Annotated in this window: 15 protein-coding genes, 2 pseudogenes and 1 other annotated feature; of the genes and pseudogenes, 2 read left to right on the forward strand and 15 right to left on the reverse strand. The window is 34.1% G+C overall.

The annotated features are described in order from the left end of the window. Positions 1-57: 57 nt before the first annotated feature. From TA89_RS12330 to murD, 5 genes are all read right to left on the reverse strand, one after another. The gene (locus tag TA89_RS12330; RefSeq protein ID WP_197073453.1) at positions 58-1323 is read right to left on the reverse strand and encodes a hypothetical protein; all 1266 of its coding nucleotides are present in this window, start codon (positions 1321-1323) and stop codon (positions 58-60) included. A gap of 85 nt (positions 1324-1408) precedes the next feature. After that, the gene (locus TA89_RS12335; RefSeq protein ID WP_040213775.1) at positions 1409-2569 is read right to left on the reverse strand and encodes a M20 family metallopeptidase; all 1161 of its coding nucleotides are present in this window, start codon (positions 2567-2569) and stop codon (positions 1409-1411) included. Positions 2570-2580: 11 nt separating this feature from the next. Beyond that, a complete protein-coding gene (locus TA89_RS12340) occupies positions 2581-3933 on the reverse strand; it encodes an amidohydrolase family protein (RefSeq protein ID WP_040213776.1) in 1353 nt (450 codons plus the stop codon). A 131-nt stretch (positions 3934-4064) separates the two neighbouring features. Further along, positions 4065-5630, reverse strand: a complete 1566-nt coding sequence (locus TA89_RS12345; protein WP_040213778.1) for a PucR family transcriptional regulator — start codon at positions 5628-5630, stop codon at positions 4065-4067. 164 nt (positions 5631-5794) lie between these two features. After that, positions 5795-7171, reverse strand: coding sequence for a UDP-N-acetylmuramoyl-L-alanine--D-glutamate ligase (murD, locus tag TA89_RS12350; protein WP_040213780.1), 1377 nt, complete (start codon positions 7169-7171; stop codon positions 5795-5797). Positions 7172-7404: 233 nt separating this feature from the next. Here murD and TA89_RS12355 point away from each other — a divergent pair, with 233 nt between their 5' ends. Then, entirely contained in the window at positions 7405-8571 is a 1167-nt protein-coding gene (locus TA89_RS12355) for a MalY/PatB family protein (protein WP_147590126.1), read from the forward strand. A gap of 161 nt (positions 8572-8732) precedes the next feature. Here TA89_RS12355 and TA89_RS12360 read toward each other — a convergent pair whose 3' ends face one another. Next, entirely contained in the window at positions 8733-9674 is a 942-nt protein-coding gene (locus tag TA89_RS12360; protein ID WP_040213783.1) for a hypothetical protein, read from the reverse strand. 275 nt (positions 9675-9949) lie between these two features. Here TA89_RS12360 and TA89_RS12365 point away from each other — a divergent pair, with 275 nt between their 5' ends. Next, positions 9950-10564: a superoxide dismutase gene (locus TA89_RS12365; RefSeq protein ID WP_040213785.1), complete on the forward strand. Its 615-nt coding sequence runs from the start codon at positions 9950-9952 to the stop codon at positions 10562-10564. Between the two features lie 107 nt (positions 10565-10671). Here the strand turns inward: TA89_RS12365 and TA89_RS12370 are convergent, their stop codons facing one another. The 9 genes and pseudogenes from TA89_RS12370 to TA89_RS12410 all read right to left on the reverse strand — a co-directional run. Next, positions 10672-11028: an SHOCT domain-containing protein gene (locus TA89_RS12370; RefSeq protein WP_040213787.1), complete on the reverse strand. Its 357-nt coding sequence runs from the start codon at positions 11026-11028 to the stop codon at positions 10672-10674. A gap of 45 nt (positions 11029-11073) precedes the next feature. After that, positions 11074-11535 (reverse strand): metallophosphoesterase family protein, encoded by a 462-nt coding sequence (locus TA89_RS12375; RefSeq protein ID WP_052447484.1) that lies wholly within the window; start codon positions 11533-11535, stop codon positions 11074-11076. Positions 11536-11598: 63 nt separating this feature from the next. Further along, a complete protein-coding gene (gene plsY, locus TA89_RS12380; RefSeq protein ID WP_040213791.1) occupies positions 11599-12195 on the reverse strand; it encodes a glycerol-3-phosphate 1-O-acyltransferase PlsY in 597 nt (198 codons plus the stop codon). 70 nt (positions 12196-12265) lie between these two features. After that, a complete protein-coding gene (locus TA89_RS12385; protein ID WP_040213793.1) occupies positions 12266-13657 on the reverse strand; it encodes a glycine--tRNA ligase in 1392 nt (463 codons plus the stop codon). Positions 13658-13728: 71 nt separating this feature from the next. Then, positions 13729-13893: a binding site (T-box leader), on the reverse strand. A gap of 84 nt (positions 13894-13977) precedes the next feature. Next, positions 13978-14431, reverse strand: a pseudogene (locus TA89_RS12390) (deoxycytidylate deaminase). A 152-nt stretch (positions 14432-14583) separates the two neighbouring features. Then, a complete protein-coding gene (locus tag TA89_RS12395) occupies positions 14584-16572 on the reverse strand; it encodes a fructose-bisphosphatase class III (protein ID WP_040213794.1) in 1989 nt (662 codons plus the stop codon). A gap of 158 nt (positions 16573-16730) precedes the next feature. Continuing rightward, entirely contained in the window at positions 16731-17588 is an 858-nt protein-coding gene (locus TA89_RS12400; protein WP_082023937.1) for an ABC transporter permease, read from the reverse strand. A 26-nt stretch (positions 17589-17614) separates the two neighbouring features. Further along, the gene (locus TA89_RS12405) at positions 17615-17986 is read right to left on the reverse strand and encodes a hypothetical protein (RefSeq protein WP_040213796.1); all 372 of its coding nucleotides are present in this window, start codon (positions 17984-17986) and stop codon (positions 17615-17617) included. Next, a pseudogene (locus TA89_RS12410) lies at positions 17986-18359 on the reverse strand (ABC transporter ATP-binding protein); the annotation flags it as partial. The pseudogene TA89_RS12410 and the gene TA89_RS12405, both read right to left, overlap by 1 nt.

Below are 18359 nucleotides of genomic sequence, written 5' to 3' on the forward strand. Positions count from 1 at the left end.
ACTGATATAAGTATTAAGGCTTTTTCTATTATATCAGTTTTTAATTAAAAATCTTCTTTAAAACCAAGGTAATGCCTTTATTACCATGGATACAACTATAGTAGAAACTCCCATGGAGGTTACATTAGCTATGGTAGTATGGAAATCTTCAGGTACCTTTCTAGCAAAATATTCCGCTACCGGTGCACCTATTATACCTCCAAGAACACCAGAAACCAAAGCTACAGGTATAGTTCCTCCAAACATAAGCACACAGGCTGGGCCTACGCTCACTACTGGTACATAAGTTGCATACCAGCCTCCCTTTCTAAACTTATCAAAATATAGGAATACTCCTACTGCTGAAGCAACTATTTGTGATAAAAGTATGGCAGGTATAACACCGGAACCATAAACTCCGTGATTGAAATTTAGCAGCCAGTCAATAGTAACACCGACTATTACCATTAACCCTGCTATTTCATTACCATAAAATTGAGCTTCTGAAAAATCTGCAGCTACCCTTCGTAAAAACCATAAAGGTTTCTTCATAGCTTCTTCTTCATCCTCAGGATCTTTTGGCGTTCTGTTAATAGCTTTAGGCTGAACCTTTTCCATCCAGGGAAGCACTTTACAAATTTGGAATATAATAATTTCAGTTATCGCCATAGTAAACACATTAGAAACCACTCCTGGAACTCCTAAAACCGGTATAATATTATCAGATATCCATAAGGCAATAGGAAAAGACATAAGAGAAGCAAGTATAGAGCCTGTTAATAAAGCCTTTAAGCTTGGCCCATAAATCAACATAAGTGCAGGCGGTAAACCTACCACAGTAATAAAGGTTGGCAGCCAAGTATAATTTCCACTATTAAACAAGTCAGTATAATTAAAAACAAACATAGTTAAACTTAAGGAAAGCACTTGTGATGCAAGCACCCATGGAAACATGTTAGCTCCATAGCAAACATTAAAACCTGCATACTTTGAATTCTTTAAATCCAGCCTCCAGGCAATAACTCCTCCTAAAATAATAGCAATTGATGATACTACACCTGCATAAAATTGAGGTTCGGTAAAGTTCATTAAGGTCCACAATATTTTATTAAGGAATACATTATTCACGTTCTCAATTACAGTGTTGTAGTCCATAAGTGGTCCCGAAATTTTTATACTGCTTAGCAAGAAATATAATGCAAAACCAATAGCTACAGCCTCTATTAATCCTACTACTGACCCTACAGGCCTGTTTAAGAAAGTTTTTTTCTTTACAGGAAGACTATTTTGTACTACGCAAGAAGAATCCTTTAATAATTCTCTCTCTTCAGTGAGATTTGCCATTTCTATTCCTCCATTCTTATAAAATAATCTATACCATCAAAATAGATTGATAAAATCCATTTTGATGGCATAGGTTCAAGCTCAACTAAATTTCGCCTTTTAAAGCATAGCTTATATAGACTTCTGCCATTTTATCCACAGCTTCCAGAAGTATATTTTCATCCCCTTGGTGAGGTATAGTTTCGTCTCCAGGACCTAATATTACAAAAGGCACATTATTATAAGGTATAAATTGAGAAGCATCAGTATAATAAAATAGACCCATGATATCTGTTTTGTAATTTAAAGCTCGGAAAACAGATAGTATGTTATTTATAAAAGTGTCATCTCTGCTTATTTCCACCGCTGGTCTGTTATTAACTACCTCTACCTGTATTTCACCTTTGCTATGAACTTTAAACTCCTCTGCAAGCTTTTTAGCTGTTTCCAAAACTCCTTCATTGCTGCAGGAGGGCAGTGTTCTTATATCTAAGGAAGCCTGTGCACTATCAGGGATAATATTGGTTTTTACTCCTCCTGTGAAAGTGGTCAATGCTACAGTAGTTTTTCCAAGAAGCTCATGAGTTTCTTCTGCCGGTATTCTGGATTTTAAAACATTTATGTACTCCATAATATTTTCTACTGCATTTATTCCCTTATGAGGAAGTGATCCGTGGCACTGTTTTCCCTTCGCTTTTAAATCCAGCCATAAAGCACCCTTTTCCGCTATTCCAATCTTTTCTCCTGTAGGCTCACATATAAATATTTCCTTTACGTCCTTTAACAGCTTTTCATTATTCATAGCGGTAATACCTATACCACCTGATTCTTCATCTGCAGTAAAGCAAAGATAAATATCCTTTTCAGGCTGTATGTCATTTTCTATGAAATATTTCGCTGTTATTATCATGGAGGTCAGCCCACCTTTCATATCGCAGGCACCTCTTCCATACATATAGCCATCCTTCACTACAGCTTGGAAAGGAGGGTATGTCCACTGATTTTCCTGTCCTTCCGGCACTGTATCCAAATGACCTATAAATGCTATACCTTCTCTGCTCTTCCCAGGAACCTTTACTATTAACGATGCTCTATTGCTTCCATGATCTATAATATGAGTTTCCACAGCATCATCTTTAAATATTCTCAAAATAAACTCAACCAATTCCCTTTCATTTCCAGGGGGATTAACAGTATTTATTTTAATTAAAGATGCCAGAAGCTCAGTACTATTCATAGATTTAATAAAGCCTTTGATATCCTTCATTTCAAAGTCTCCTATCTTACGTGAGTAACTGCAGCTAAATCACCCACTCCTGTATTTCTAACCATTCCAAATTTACTTACCCAGCCTCCTGCACCTTCTCCTCTTCTAACCGCTCTGTTTTCAAAAGCCACTATTTCACCGTTTACTATGGTATAGGTAGCTAGCTTATCATTTTCATCAATAACGGTAATGTTAGCTAAAGCTCCTTTACTTAAATTTCCTACCTCTTCAGTAAACCACTTGTTTCCTGTTCTTTCTGCCAAAAGCTTTGCAGGATTTGCAGTCATGGTTGCAATGGCCTGAGACAGTGACAGAACTCCCATTTGAGCTAATTCTATGATAGCAGGTACATTATCTCTTGTATCTCCAAAGCCCTTCATAGTAGCATCATTTTGTCCGTCTGAGATTAATATATCCACTATTCCCTTTTCCAGAGCATCATAAGCTAGCTGCTGTGAAGCTTTAGTCATTTGAAGTCCGTCTCTGCTTCCTAGTCCCTTTCTAAGCATGGTAGTAACAAATTCTCCTGTTACGTTTTCTTGTTTCAAAAGATTTATTACAGCTTTCATGCTTTCTACAGGATCATCATGCGTTCCACAGCCTGGTGCGGTAGCATGTCCTAAATGTACAGGTCTTCCCTTAGATAAGGATACTACTCTTTCTGCATGAGCTGGATCCTGAGTGTGACTCATAAATACCAGGTTTGCCTTTGAGGTTATTTCAAATATTTTATCTATATTTTCATCAGACATTATAAAATGTCCCATATGATCCTTTATTCCTACGGTTAAAGGTGCTGTAAGGTAAGCTATTCTATTTCTTGTCATCTTTTCAAAAGCGGTATCTTCATCAAGCTCACCTTTAAACAGCTTTATCAGTTCTTCTACGGAAAGCATTGTCCCTAAAACGTTTACAGCTCCTAAATATACTCCCATATTTATAGGAAGCCCTCTATCTATTTCAGCACCTAAAAGAGAGGGTGCTAAAAAAGTATTTCCTGCACCAGGAGATAAACCAAGAGCAACTCCATCCTCTGCAGCTCCATGTATAGGTCTGGTACTAACTTCAAATAGGTCTCCTAAATGGAGATGCATATCTATTAATCCAGGAGTTACTAATAAGCCTTCACAATTAATTACCCTGTCTCCCTTTTCCGGCTTTATTTCCTTCGAAACCTCATGAATTCTATCCTTTAGAACTGCAATATCAAGGACATCATCTATATTGTTTTTAGGATCTATAACCCTTCCTGCTTTTAAAATAAGCCTTCCTTCATTTCCTAAATGGCCTATTGGGTTATAAAGAGAATTATTTCTTGCACCGGCAAGAGTATCAGGTAATGAACCAACTTTTGTTCTGTACATTGCTATTCCCCCTCTGAATAATTTAAATTGAAGCTTAAATCTTCTTTAATTTAATAATAACTTCATATATTAAAAAAAGCTTTATACATAGAGCATAAAAATTTTTTAAAAATTATATACCCTTAGTACAATTACGAATTATTCATAAGATAAAGTTTTATAGAAATTTCCAGAGACAGCTTTGTTTCAAAGTCCTCTAAATCTTTATCAAGGATTTCCCCAATTCTCTTATATCTGTACTTGATGGTATTGTAATGAACGTACATAATCTCTGAAGTCTTCTTTAGGTTCCAATTGTTCTCCATTATACAAACCAAGGTTGATAAAAGCTCTCCATTATTATTTTCATCATGTCTGCATATTTTTTCTATATATTCTTTATAGAAATCTTTAGCCTCCTCTGTGTTATATACTTTATCCAAAACCTTATAAACTCCAAGATTATCATAAGTAACAACCTTATCTCTCTTGTATACTATCCTGGATAGCTTTATACTTTTCTGCGCTTCATTGTAGCTTTTATAAACCTCCATAATGGAAGACTTTATATTGCCAATCCCTATAGTAACCGTGTAATTATATCTTTTATGAATATTATCTTTCAAAATAGTGCATTGGTCTAAGAGGCTGTGTAACTGCAATTCCTTCATTCCTCTTATCTTTATTAAAAAAACCACAGCATCGCTAAAATCCGTATAGATTGAATCAGGAAATACACGTTTTATAAAATTTTCTGAATAAGTAAAGATATCATTTTTAATATTTTCAATCATATCATTTTCCTCTTTACTTATGATACTCAGATACTGAAGCTTAAAATCATCAATATCTACTATAAAGCTTAAAAACTCTCCTGACAGATCCCAGTTATATAGCTTTGCTCTCTTTTCCAGTTCCTCTTTGTACTTAATGTTGCTAAGAATCAAGTCCTGCACAAACTGATCTCTATATCTTTTTTCAATTTTCTTATTTGATATGTAATTTTGTATGCTCAGCTTCAGTACCGTAGATGCATGCTCAATTGCTATTTTATCTATTTCCTTCAGCTCTTGATTATCCTTTACTACTATATATCCATAATTTTTATCATTTAACTTAATGGGATAATAAATACAGCAGTGTGAATGAGTATCATAAAAAGCTATATCTTTATCCCCGTATACTCTGTCCTCCATTTTATCTACAAAGGCAGTGGGTTTTCCTAAAATATTTTTCAAGGTTTCCATTATATTATCTATATTACCACCGTTGATAACTAGTTCTGTAAAGGAATTGTGTATTTCCTCAGAGTGTTTAAGCATCTCTTCCTGATGATTCAATATCTTTGAAAGAGCGGGATTTATCACATCCCTGAAACAATATTCTATAGGCATTTTTATTACAGGAAATTTAAGGCTGTCAGCAGTTTTAATTACATCTTCAGGAAGCTCTTCTATGAACCTTCCAAGTTTAATAAAAATTCCTGACGCCCCTGCTTCATTTAATTTTTTAATAAGAAGATTTAAGTAACTAATGTCATCCTTAAACATATAACCTGTAGTCATAAGGATTTCTCCCCCTTTTACCCACTGATAAATATCTGGAGCATCCATTACACTCATAGCTGTAACCCTTCTATTAAGCCCCTTATGACCTGCTATTACCTGAAATCCATTTAGATTGTCAAAACTTAGCATATCTTTAACTGTAATAGACATAAATACTTCCTTCCTTCTTACTCATATAAAATATGATTTGAATTATATTGTTAATTGCTTTCTACAAATTATGACAAATTCCTTCTTTTATCTATATTTTGGACATAATTAAAATTAATAAAAGCAGTTAGTCTATTTTAACAAATAGACTAACTGCTTTATATTTATAAGCTATTTACTATTTTTCTAAAGGCTTCTCCTCTTTTTTCAAAATTCGGAAACATATCAAAGCTTGCACAGGCGGGAGAAAGCACTACTATATCCTTATCCTGAGCAATTTCCTTTGCCTTTAATATGCTTTCATTTATATCCTCAGCCATATATATTGGTATATTTAAATTCTTTTCCTTAATTACCTTGTCAAATACCTTTTTAATTTTATTCTTGGTGACTCCCATAAGTATAAGAGCTTTTATTTTATCATAGCCCTTTTCTGCTAAAGGCTCAAAAGGTATATTCTTGTCATAGCCTCCTGCAATAAGGATAACAGGCTTTGAAAAAACTGATATAGTTGCAATAGTTCTTGTAGGGCTTGAACCTATAGAATCATTATAATATCTAACACCATCAACTTCCCTAACAAATTCATTTCTGTGAGCTACACCATTAAAGGTAGAAGCCACCTTTTTCATAGTACTTATATCTACTTCTTCCTGTACTGCAAGAAATGCCGCAAGATAGTTTTCTATATTATGCATTCCTTGTATAACTATTTCATCCTTAGAACATACTTCTTTTCCTTTAAGATAAAGCTTTCCTTCATTATAGTACGCTCCATTTTCAATAACTCTCTTAGAGCTGAAAAGTTCTGCTCTTCCATTAGCTTCCTTCACAAAGGAATTAGTTATATCATTTTCTCTGTTTAGTATAAGAAGTCCATTCTCACCTTGGTATTTAAAAATGTTTTTCTTTGAATCTATATATTCCTGCATATCTTTGTGCATATCCAAATGATTAGGTGTAATATTTGTAACAATAGCTGTATCTATAGGAGAGTCCATAGTCATAAGCTGGAAGCTTGACAGTTCCAACACTACCTTATGATCCTCCTTTATTTCTTCTATATTTGAAAACAAAGGATTTCCAATGTTTCCTCCTACCCAAGTATTATATCCCTGTTCCTTTAATAGATTATACACTATGGAAGTAGTAGTAGTTTTTCCGTCGCTTCCGGTAATACCATAAATTTTACCAGGGCAGTACCTAACAAACTCTTCCATCTCCGAAGTTATATAAGCTCCTTCTTCCTTAGCCTTTATAAACGTCTTACTGTCTATCCTCATAGATGGGCTTTTAAAAATAACCTCAAACCCTTTAAGGTTATCAAGATAGGACTCTCCCAGTTCTAGATTAACATTTTTCCTTTTAAGCTCTTCAGCTGTGTTTCCAAGCTGTTCTTCCGTTTTTTTATCAAAAGCAGTTACCTTGGCTCCTAATTCTATAAGAAAATAAATAAGGGGTATATTACTTACACCTATTCCAACTACTGCTGTTTTTTTATTTTTTATAAACTGTTTGAATTCTTCGAAGTTTTTCTTCATATCTATATGCCTCCATATTACTATATTAAAATATTTCCTATATTAACATCTTTTCCTGTACTCCAACTATTATAACACCGGCAAATATATTAATCCACAGAACAATGTTGTTAAAAATCTTTGAACTTGCTTTGCTTTATTAATTTTCATAAAAAACCTTTATAATCTATAATATAATATAGATATATCATATCTTAATTAAACCTTATATAAGCTTGGAGGAAAGGAGAATTATATTGAGAGATTTTAACAGAATAATAAACAGAAAAAATACTAACAGTATAAAATGGGATGCTCTTAAAGAAATATTTGGACAAGATGATCTAATACCTCTTTGGGTGGCAGATATGGACTTTCCAGCTCCGGAAGAGGTTACCCAGGCATTGATAGAAAGGGCAAAACACCCAATCTACGGATACTCTAACCTCGGCGAAGAATATTACAATGCAATTATAAATTGGACTAAGCAGAGACATAATTGGAGTATAGAAAAGGACTGGATTATGTATACTCCTGGAGTTGTTCCCGCTATAAACTGGATAATACAAAGCTTTACAGCTCCAGGGGACAAGATTATAATTCAGGAACCTGTATATCATCCTTTTAAAAATTCAATAGCTTTAAATGACAGAATTACAGTAAATAATGAATTGAAATTTGAAAATGGTGTTTATAGAATGGATTTTGAAAATCTTGAAGCTTCCATAGATAAGGATGTAAAGCTCTTTATACTATGTAATCCTCACAATCCCGTAGGAAGGGTATGGGAAAAATGGGAGTTAGAAAGATTGGGAGAAATATGCTTAAAGCACAATATTTTAGTTGTATCCGATGAAATCCACAGCGATTTGATATATGAAGGATATACTCATATTCCTTTTGCATCTATATCACAAAAATTTGCAGATAACTCAATTGTATGTACAGCTCCTACAAAGACCTTTAATTTAGCTGGCCTCCAGTGCTCAAACATAATTATTCCAAATAAAAAAGTAAGAGATGCCTTCAAGTCCACTTTAGAAAAGCAGCACATTCAGGAAGCTACCCCCTTTGGAATAGCAGGAGTTCAGGCAGCTTACCAGCATGGAGAACAATGGCTTAATGAAGTTATGAAATATATAAATAATAACCTGGAGTTTATGATTGACTATTTAAATAAAAATCTTCCTGAAGTAAAGGTAATTAAACCTCAAGGGACTTATCTGATATGGGTGGATTTCCGAGGACTGAAAATTTCCAGGGAAGAACTTAATAATATACTTCTTAATAAAGCTAAGGTGGCTTTAAATGACGGCTACATGTTTGGAGAATCCGGTTATAACTTTCAGCGTATAAATATAGCCTGTCCTAAACCTCTCTTAGAAGAAGCTTTGAAAAGAATATGTGAAGCATTTAAGTAAAAGCTCAATAAAAAACTCACAGTGAAATTAATACATTGAATACTATATATCAAAAACAGGCTGACAGCAGATATAGATGTCAGCCTGTAATTTATTAATAATAATTTATTTTAAAATCTTCTGTATCTTAAAACCTATGAATAAAGCCATGGTAACTTTCTCTAAATCTCTGACTCTTCTATATAAGAAACTCTCTTTTTCTTTAAGCTTTCTAAATTTATATGTGTCTCCCCTAAATTCTTTTCTAAATTATTAATTATATCCTCTATTTTATACTTAAGATTATATGCATTGCTTAGCACATCATTTATGCTCCCCTGTATATACCAATCCACAAAGAATCCATCAAAGAAATAATCAGCAAAAGAAATAAATACACCAAGATCTATATTTATTTCTTCCTTTGAAACATCCTGAAGCTCTCTCTCAAATCTTCCAAGATTGCTTTTTACACTGTCGATGTATTCTCTGGATTTATCCAGATTTTCATGTTTTATATGGGTGGAAATCATACCTCCTCCCGCCATATCAATAAGACCCCATTTTTTTGCACTTTCCAGTGAATTTATTAAATTCTCCATAGAAAAGACCAAGGCTTCTCCTTCTTTTATAGCCTCCATTAATTCCTTAATATAAGCGGATTTGTTAGAAATTTCTTCTGAAAGTTTTAAAATATTTTTATTCCCTTCAGTACTGTTTCTCTTTATAAATTCTTCTTTTTCCTTAAAAAGTTCTTGATACACCTTATTAAAATCACCATAATTTTTCATTTCAACTTCTAATCTTTCTTTTTCTCTCTCCAATTCTTCAATCTCTCTTGTACAGTCCTCAACTTTGGATTTTGCCTCAATATACTCTCTTTCTTCCTTTTTCAGCTTTTCATCCTTCTTAAGAATTATGCTATACAATAAAGAAGTAATACTTATTTTATTTAAGCTGTTTACATCCTCCAGTTCATTATTCATATCTTCTTTCAGTACGGTTAACAGCTGTTTTCTTCTATAGATGGTTTCCTCCAAAGCATTAATCTTTCCTTTGAGCTTGTCCGCCTCTCTCTTTATTGATACAGCCTCCTCAAGCCTTCTGTTTAAATCTACAAACATTTTAATCCCTCCCTTATTATCATACATAAATTCTAATATATCCCCCGAAGGTTTTTAATGTATATCCGCCAATTTATACATTTTACAGGCTAAAACGTCTTATATAACTTTTAATCTTGTAATTATTATTACTATATATAGTTTTACATTCTGTTTACATATATTTGTTTAATAATATTGATTATTATTATCAATTAGGTTATAATAAGGTCATAGGTAGATTTGATTAAATAAATATAGATAAATGTAATTTTGAGAACTGGAGGTTATTTTAAATGAAACATGAATTACCACAATTAAAATATGATTACAACGCTTTAGAACCTTATGTAGATGGATTAACTATGACTATACACCATACAAAGCATCATCAAACTTACATCAATAACTTAAATGCAGCCCTGGAAAAATATCCGGAATTTGCAGACAAGGATGTAGTTGAATTACTTACTAATCTAGACGCTCTTCCTGAGGATATAAGACTTCAGGTTGTAAATAACGGTGGGGGACACTATAATCACAGCTTATTCTGGAATATGATGGCTCCTAACGGAAGCGGAAGTCCATCTGCTGAATTACAAGAAGCAATAAACAGCAAATTTGGAAGCTTAGAAAACTTTAAAGAAGTATTTGCTAAAGCTGCAGCTGCTAGATTCGGAAGCGGTTGGGCTTGGTTAGTAGTTACTCAAGATGGAGGGATAGAAGTAATGTCTACTCCTAATCAAAATAATCCTATATCTGAAGGATTAAAGCCAGTATTAGGCTTAGATGTTTGGGAGCATGCTTACTATCTTAAATATCAAAACAAGAGACCAGAGTATGTTTCAAACTGGTGGAATGTAGTTAACTGGGATGAAGTTAACAGATTATATAACGAAGCTATCAAGTAAAATATAATAAACTCTTACACTTACAAACCTTACACTTATACACTTACACTTAGTCATAAAGGCTATGGAGAAACTCTCCATAGCCTTTTGCTTTTAAACAATTTATATTACCACTTTTCATTTAATATTTCTTTTTTCTTTAACTGAAATTCCTCCTCAGTAATAAGTCCATCCTCTTTCAGCTTATTAAGTCTTCTGAGCTTTTCATCAAAGGTGATTGCTTCTATTTTAGTTTCCGGTAAAGTGTCGTTTATTTCTGCTTCCCAGGAGGCTACTCCCTTATCACTGAAGGCATTATAACCATTTACTGCTGTAATCATAATAGCCATAAGTATCCATAGTATACCGAAAAATCCAAAATCAGGTGTAATAGCGAATATTCCAATAAAAATAAATACTATTCCACCGAAGAATCCCGCTATAGATTGACTTTTCCCAGGCTTTACTCTTATCCTTTTACCCATAAAACACATCCCCTACCCTTTTAATCATGTGGTTATTATAACATATTACTCACATATAATGACAATATCACTTTCTACTTCTTCCTCATTAAGATATAGATATGCCATGGTTATAGGAAGTTTAAATCTTCTTTTTCCTGCTGATCCGGGGTTTATATAAAGCACTCCATTTTTTTCTTCTAACTTATGTTTATGAGAATGTCCATATATTACAGCATCTACCCCTGCTGATTCAGGCACTATACTCATATCCTTTATATCATGTACCACATATATATATTTACCATTGATATCTATTAATTCTTCTTTAGGCAGACTTTCTCCGAAACTTCCTTTATCATTGTTTCCTCTAACCCCATAAACAGGTGCAATGTTTTTAAGCTCCATTAGTATTTCTTCACTGCAGAAATCCCCCGCATGAATTATAACGCTCACATCCTTCAAATTATTTAATACCTCTTCTCTTATAAATCCATGGGTATCAGAAATCACTCCTATTTTTACCATGTTCTCCTCCATATCCTCAATATAAAAACAAAGCTGAAAATATGTCAGCTTTGTTAAATGAATCTATTTATTATTTTTACTTAAAAGCTCCTGTATGTTTTTCCTGTGCCTTAAAATCATAACTACCGCTGCAAAGATACATGCGTTTATCACAGGCTGAGGAAGCTTCATAATCATGGCAGTAACAGCAATAGACACTCCCAGTATAATAGAGCGCACCGCAACTATAGGAAAGACCCTCTTCAATAAAATATGAAGCAGAATTCCAACTATAACAGGAATAGGAGCAATGAATATAAAGGACCCTAAGGTTGTGTTAACGCCTTTTCCCCCATGAAACATTAAAAAGGGTGTGTAATTATGCCCCAGCACCGCTGCTGCTGCTGTAAGAGAAAGAAAAACATTTCTATCTACAGGGAGATTAAAGTTATTAGCTATATACATAGCCGCAAGCATGGGAATAACTCCCTTTAAAATATCCACCGCCTGGGTTATATAAGCTATCTTAGCCCCCGCCACTCTCTTAACGTTGGTTGAGCCAATATTACCGCTTCCTTTAGTTCTTATATCAATTCCGCAATATTTCTTAACAAGTATATAGCCTGTAGGAAATGAACCTATTAAAAATGAAGATAATATTGTAATATATAGCAACCCCATGCTTATAAACCTCCTATTATTTTTCCGTTCTTTATTATATCATAAAAAGGGCGAAATAATCGCCCTTAAATTAAAATTCCATTTTTTCTTTAATATATCCTTCAAGTTCATCTATACTTAATCTTATTTGATCCATAGAGTCTCTGTCTCTCAGTGTAACTGTGTTATCCTCTAAAGTATCAAAATCTATGGTTATACAGAAAGGTGTACCTATTTCGTCCTGTCTTCTGTACCTCTTTCCTATTGATCCTGCTTCATCAAATTCCACATTGAAATTTCTGCTTAAATTCTCGTAAACCTCCAAGGCCTTAGGAGAAAGCTTTTTAGATAGAGGAAGAATAGCAGCTTTAAAAGGTGCCAGCGCAGGATGAAGGTGCATAACCGTTCTTACATCTCCACCTTCAAGCTCTTCTTCATCATAAGCATCACAGAGGAAGGCTAAAGCCATTCTATCTGCACCTAAGGAAGGTTCTATACAGTATGGTACATATCTTTCATTTGTAGTAGGATCCAGATAAGTCATATCCTGTCCTGAATGCTCTGCATGCTTCTTTAAGTCATAATCTGTTCTGTCTGCTATACCCCAAAGTTCTCCCCATCCAAAAGGAAATAAGAATTCGATATCTGATGTAGCATTGGAGTAGAAGGAAAGTTCTTCAGCACTATGATCTCTCATTCTTAGGTTCTTACTGTCTAATCCAAGGTTTAGAAGGAAGTTCCAACTGTAGTCTTTCCAATAATTAAACCACTCTATGTCTGTGCCGGGTTTACAGAAAAATTCCAGTTCCATTTGTTCAAACTCTCTGGTTCTAAAGGTAAAGTTTCCCGGAGTAATTTCATTTCTAAAAGATTTACCTATTTGGGCTATACCAAAAGGCACTTTCTTTCTCGAGGTTCTCTGAACACTTTTGAAGTTTACAAAGATTCCCTGAGCTGTTTCCGGTCTTAAATAAATCTCTGATTTTGCATCCTCAGTTACCCCCTGGAAGGTTTTAAACATAAGGTTAAACTTTCTTATGTCGGTAAAATTCCTTTTACCGCATTTAGGGCAGCTGATGCTGTGCTCCTCTATATAGTTTTTTAGCTCCTCGTTGCTCCAGCCATCTGCTGTAGGCATTTCTGCACCATTTTCTGTCATATGGTCTTCAACAATTTTATCTGCTCTAAACCTGGCTTTACATTCCTTGCAGTCCATAAGTGGATCTGAAAATCCTCCCACGTGTCCTGAAGCTACCCATACCTCAGTATTCATGAGTATTGCGCAGTCCACTCCCACATTATAAGGACTTTCCTGAACAAACTTCTTCCACCAGGCCTTTTTAACATTATTTTTAAACTCTACTCCTAATGGACCATAGTCCCAAGAGTTTGCAAGACCTCCGTAAATATCAGATCCTGGGAAAACAAAACCTCTATTTTTACATAGGGCTACTATTTTATCCATAGTTTTTTCTACTGCCATTTTACTTCCTCCTTTAATATAATTCCATAATATTATGAGTAATAATCTATAAAATAAAAAAAGCCCTACCTCAAAGGGACGAAATTAATCCGCGGTTCCACCCTTTTTGGCAAAAGCCCAGCTTTCAGCATTTTGTACTCTAAAGCTCCCTTCCCTATACAGCTTTAATGATTTTCACCCACCATCATCTCTCTAAAAAAAACTGTAAAGATACTCTTCTTTATCATCGTACATATTTATATACTACCTATTCTATCAAATAAATCGTCTCTGTCAAGATTTATTATTTTAAAATTAAAAATAGCCCTTAAGGGCTACTTTTAAACCTGACTTTCATCAAGAGAAATTTTTATTTCTTCTACAGAGGGAGTAAGCTTTCTCATGGAAACTCCCGCCTTAGTCATCATCAGTTTAGAAGCCTTAACTATATCTGTATGAGAATACTTATCAGATAAGTACACTACCTCTTTTATTCCCGATTGTATTATTGCCTTCACATTCATTGCAGGGAAACAAAGCAGTATATATTCTGCACCCTTCCAGATCTATCCCAATATTATTTAAGATTGCATTCAGCTCTGCATGGCATACAAAAGGGTATTTAGTACCTAAAAAATCCCCTTCATATTCCCAAGGGAACTCATCATCTGAACATCCTATAGGAAGTCCGTTGTATCCAACTCCCACAATTTTATTTCTGGAGTTAACTATGCAGGCACCTACCTGGGTTCTTGGATCCTTACTCCTCTTAGCAGATAATAATGCTATTCCCATAAAATACTCATCCCAAGATATATAATCATTTCTTCTGATCACAGCCAACACCTCTCAACATCTTTTAATAATATTCTACCTTAGGTGCCAGGCACGTGACAAGTGACAAATTCCTTTGGAAATTTGTCACTTGTCACGTGCCTGGCACCATTTTATAATTTTTCTTTTATTATACCTCTTCTATAAGCACTTAGAAGGAGCTTAAGATCCTTAATCTGATTTTTTAGTTCTTCACCTATATCCGTGTCTCCCACGGTTTTTCTTTCTACATTTTTCTCCAAAACTATCAATGTAGACCTTATATCTGTTTCTTCCTTGATAGCTGCCTCTGTGGATTTAAAAGGCTCATGGCTTACAAGCTGAAGACCAAAGGAATTGTTAATCAAGGTATAACCGGCAAGTCCTGTTTTCTTCTGATAAGCTTTAGAAAAGCCTCCGTCAATAACAAGAAGTTTACCATTTGCTTTAATAGGACTTTCTCCTTTTTTGCTTTCCACAGGCATATGGCCATTTATTATATGAGCCTCCTGTGATTCAAGTCCAAACTCTTTGAGGATTTTTATACAGAATTCTTCGCTGTCTCTATACTTGTAATAAGGATTTTTAGGCTCCTTATGAGTTGTTTTATCCTCTATAAAATACCTTTCAAAGGTTGTCATTTTTTCTTTCCCAAATAGTGGAGAATTTTTACCTGTCCAAAGATACCATAAAATATCCTGTCCATAGAGCTTTTTATCTTTATTTTTGCTGTAATAGCCTTCTCTGGCAGCTCTTTCTAATTCGTCAAGGAGCTCTTTCCCTTTAAATTTTTTTCCGGATACCTCAAAGCTTGAGAAGCTGCCATCCTCTTCTAAAGGTATGCATGCATGAAAAAGAAGATTGTTATTGTAGTTTAAATACATACTTCCCTTAGAGAATAGAAACTCAATATGATTACGAAGCTTATCGCTATTCATGAAGGAGGACTGAAGCTTTTCTATTACTTCTCTTTCCTCTGGGGTAAGTTCATAAGGGTTCTTCGGATTTATTGTAGGAAAACTTTTATCTTTTAAATCGTAAGTTATTCCCTCTATTGTAATCTTTCCAGCAGTAAAATCAATATTATTCAGTACAAGCCTATGCTCCATTTTAAATTCCCGTCTTCTATTGATTATTTCCCCTTCAAGCTTAAACTGGATTATAGCTATAGCTTTATGCATTCTTGAAATTAACTCTTCCTCCTTATTTGTATAAACATCCTCTTCATCCAGTATAGGAGAAAAGCATGTACATGGATCATCCTTATAGGTTTCCATAGCGAAAGTGGCTAAGGGAAGGAGGTTAATGCCGTATCCTTCCTCAATGGTATCAAGATTTCCGTATCTTGAAGATATTCTTACCACATTGGCGGTACAAACCATAGAACCTGCAGCTGCCCCCATCCATAAGATATCATGGTTTCCCCACTGAATATCTAAAGAATGATAATTAATAAGCTTTTCCAATATTATATGAGACCCAGGGCCTCTATCGTAAATATCACCAATTATGTGAAGTCTGTCAATAACAAACCTTTGAATAAGGTTAGATAGTGCTATTATAAATTCTCTTGCTCTGTCTACGGTTATAATAGAATTAATTATTTCATCATAATAATCCTGTTTATTGAATACGTCCCTGCGTTCATGAAGAAGCTCCTCTATTATATAAGCAAAATCCTTTGGCAGAGCTTTTCTTACCTTTGAACGGGTATATTTAGTGGAGCATATTCTGCAAACCTCAATAATCCTGTAAAGAGTTATCTTATACCAGTCATTTAAGTTTTCCTGTTCTTTTTGTATAATCTCCAGCTTCTGTTCAGGATAATAGATTAAAGAAGCTAACTTTTTTATCTCCTTTTGGCTCAAATAATTTCCAAATCTATCTTCTATCTTTCTTTTAATAACTCCTGATGCATTTTTTAATACATGCACAAAAGCCTCATACTCCCCATGAATATCTGTTAAAAAGTGTTCTGTACCTTTTGGTAAATTTAAAATCGCCTGAAGATTAATAATCTCTGTACTGGCATCACTTATAGTCGGATATCTTTCCGTAAGCAATTTTAAGTACTTCAAGCTCTCCATTATTTCTTCTTCCTGGGAATCACGATTAACCACCATATTCTCTCAACCCCGCTTTATTCTATATAACTTTACACATAAATAGTATACTATATACTCGTTTTTTTGAATATAGTATAACACAAATAAATATAAGTAATTAAAATTCCTAAGCATTTATATTAACACTTAGGAATTTAAAAATTATTTCTATTAAATTATATCAATATATCCCTCTTAGTGAAATATATATGTGAAATTATATAGCTTACTATTCCCCATACCGCCATAACGATAATAGCTCTTTCTATAGTTAAGCTTGGATCATTGTACATTAATGCATATTTTCCTTCCATAAGATTCGGTATGCTTCCGTAGGAGAAGAATATATTTTTCATAACAGCAGCTAATGATTTAAACTCTGCTCCCAATATTGAAAGTATAGTCATACCAAACACCGTTACAGAGGAAAATACCATAGATATCATAGAGCTTTTAAACAACACTGACACCAAAAATCCAAATGCACAGGAAGCAAAGATAAATAATCCTTCTAGAAGAAACATCCTTAGTACATAAGTAGACATAGAAATCATCTGTCTGGTTCCGGCTATTTCAACTAAAGTAGGTCTGGATAACTCATCCAGTTTTGTCATATCAAGGAGATATTTTGTACCGTAGCTCATAGGATAATCTGGGTTTCCAAAGCCTCCAATCATTCCCACCACAAGAAATGCTAATGCCTGCACTATAAAAATAATAAATAAGGATGCTATTAAACTTGTTATAAACTTTGCAAAGAGTACTTTACCCCTTTTAACAGGCTGAGTAATAAGAAATTTTAATGTAGGAGGTGTGCATTCTCCTGAAACCATATCAGATACCAAAACCACCACTAAAAGAGGTATGAAAATATATATAAATTCCTTCATGGTATTTACTAAAAAGTTATACCCTTCAAACTCATATCCTTTTAAAGGCTTTATTCCGTTGCTTCTTAAGTATTTAAGCTTGTTAAGCTCTTCCTTCTGCTGAAGCTTATATCTTTCAGGCATGTTATTATCTTCAGAAATCATATTTTCTAATGATTTAATTTCTTCGTCTAAATCAGCTCTCCAATCCGGTTTTTTCCTGTTTTAATCGCTTCTTCCAAGGGCTTCATACTATTTTTAACCCTCTCTATATCTTCAGTATAATATCTCTTTTCCACATTTAATTCAGTTCTAACTTTCTCGCTGATATCCTCTTTTTTAAGTTCCTTATCAATTTCCTTCATCCTGTCGTTAAAATGGTTTATACTTTCCTGCATCTGCTGAAGTCTTACTTCCGGGCTGTTATAATATTCTATATTTTTATTTTCCCTATATTTTGCATATACCATCAATGACATGAACGCTGCAAATCCAAGGAAAACTACGTAGGTTTTCTTCCTGCTTAAAAGCTTTCTAAATTCATTTCCTATTAATGTCAGCATTATCTTATTCCTCCTTCCACCAGCTCCATATATCTCTGCTCTACACCTTTATGCTTTTTATAGATCTCTTCAATTTCTACTTCTGCCTTTACCAATTCTTTAACGAGCTGAGGAGATGAGTTTCTTGTAATCAATGCTGTTATTTCCTGATTATCCACCTTGAAATCCCTGACTATTTCTAAGGAATCCATTATTTCAACTGCTTCATTAATCTCTTTGGTAATTATTGTTACAGTATCCGTTTCTGTACTCACTCCATCTATAATACTTTCTACTGCCTGTATTTTACCGCCGCTTATAAAAGCTACCTTATCGCAAAGCTGCTGAACCTCGGCTAATATGTGGGAAGAAACGAATACCGCTGTATTTCTTT

This window comes from Clostridium polynesiense (assembly GCF_000820705.1).
In the GTDB taxonomy this organism is placed as follows: Bacteria; Bacillota; Clostridia; order Clostridiales; family Clostridiaceae; genus Clostridium_AA; species Clostridium_AA polynesiense.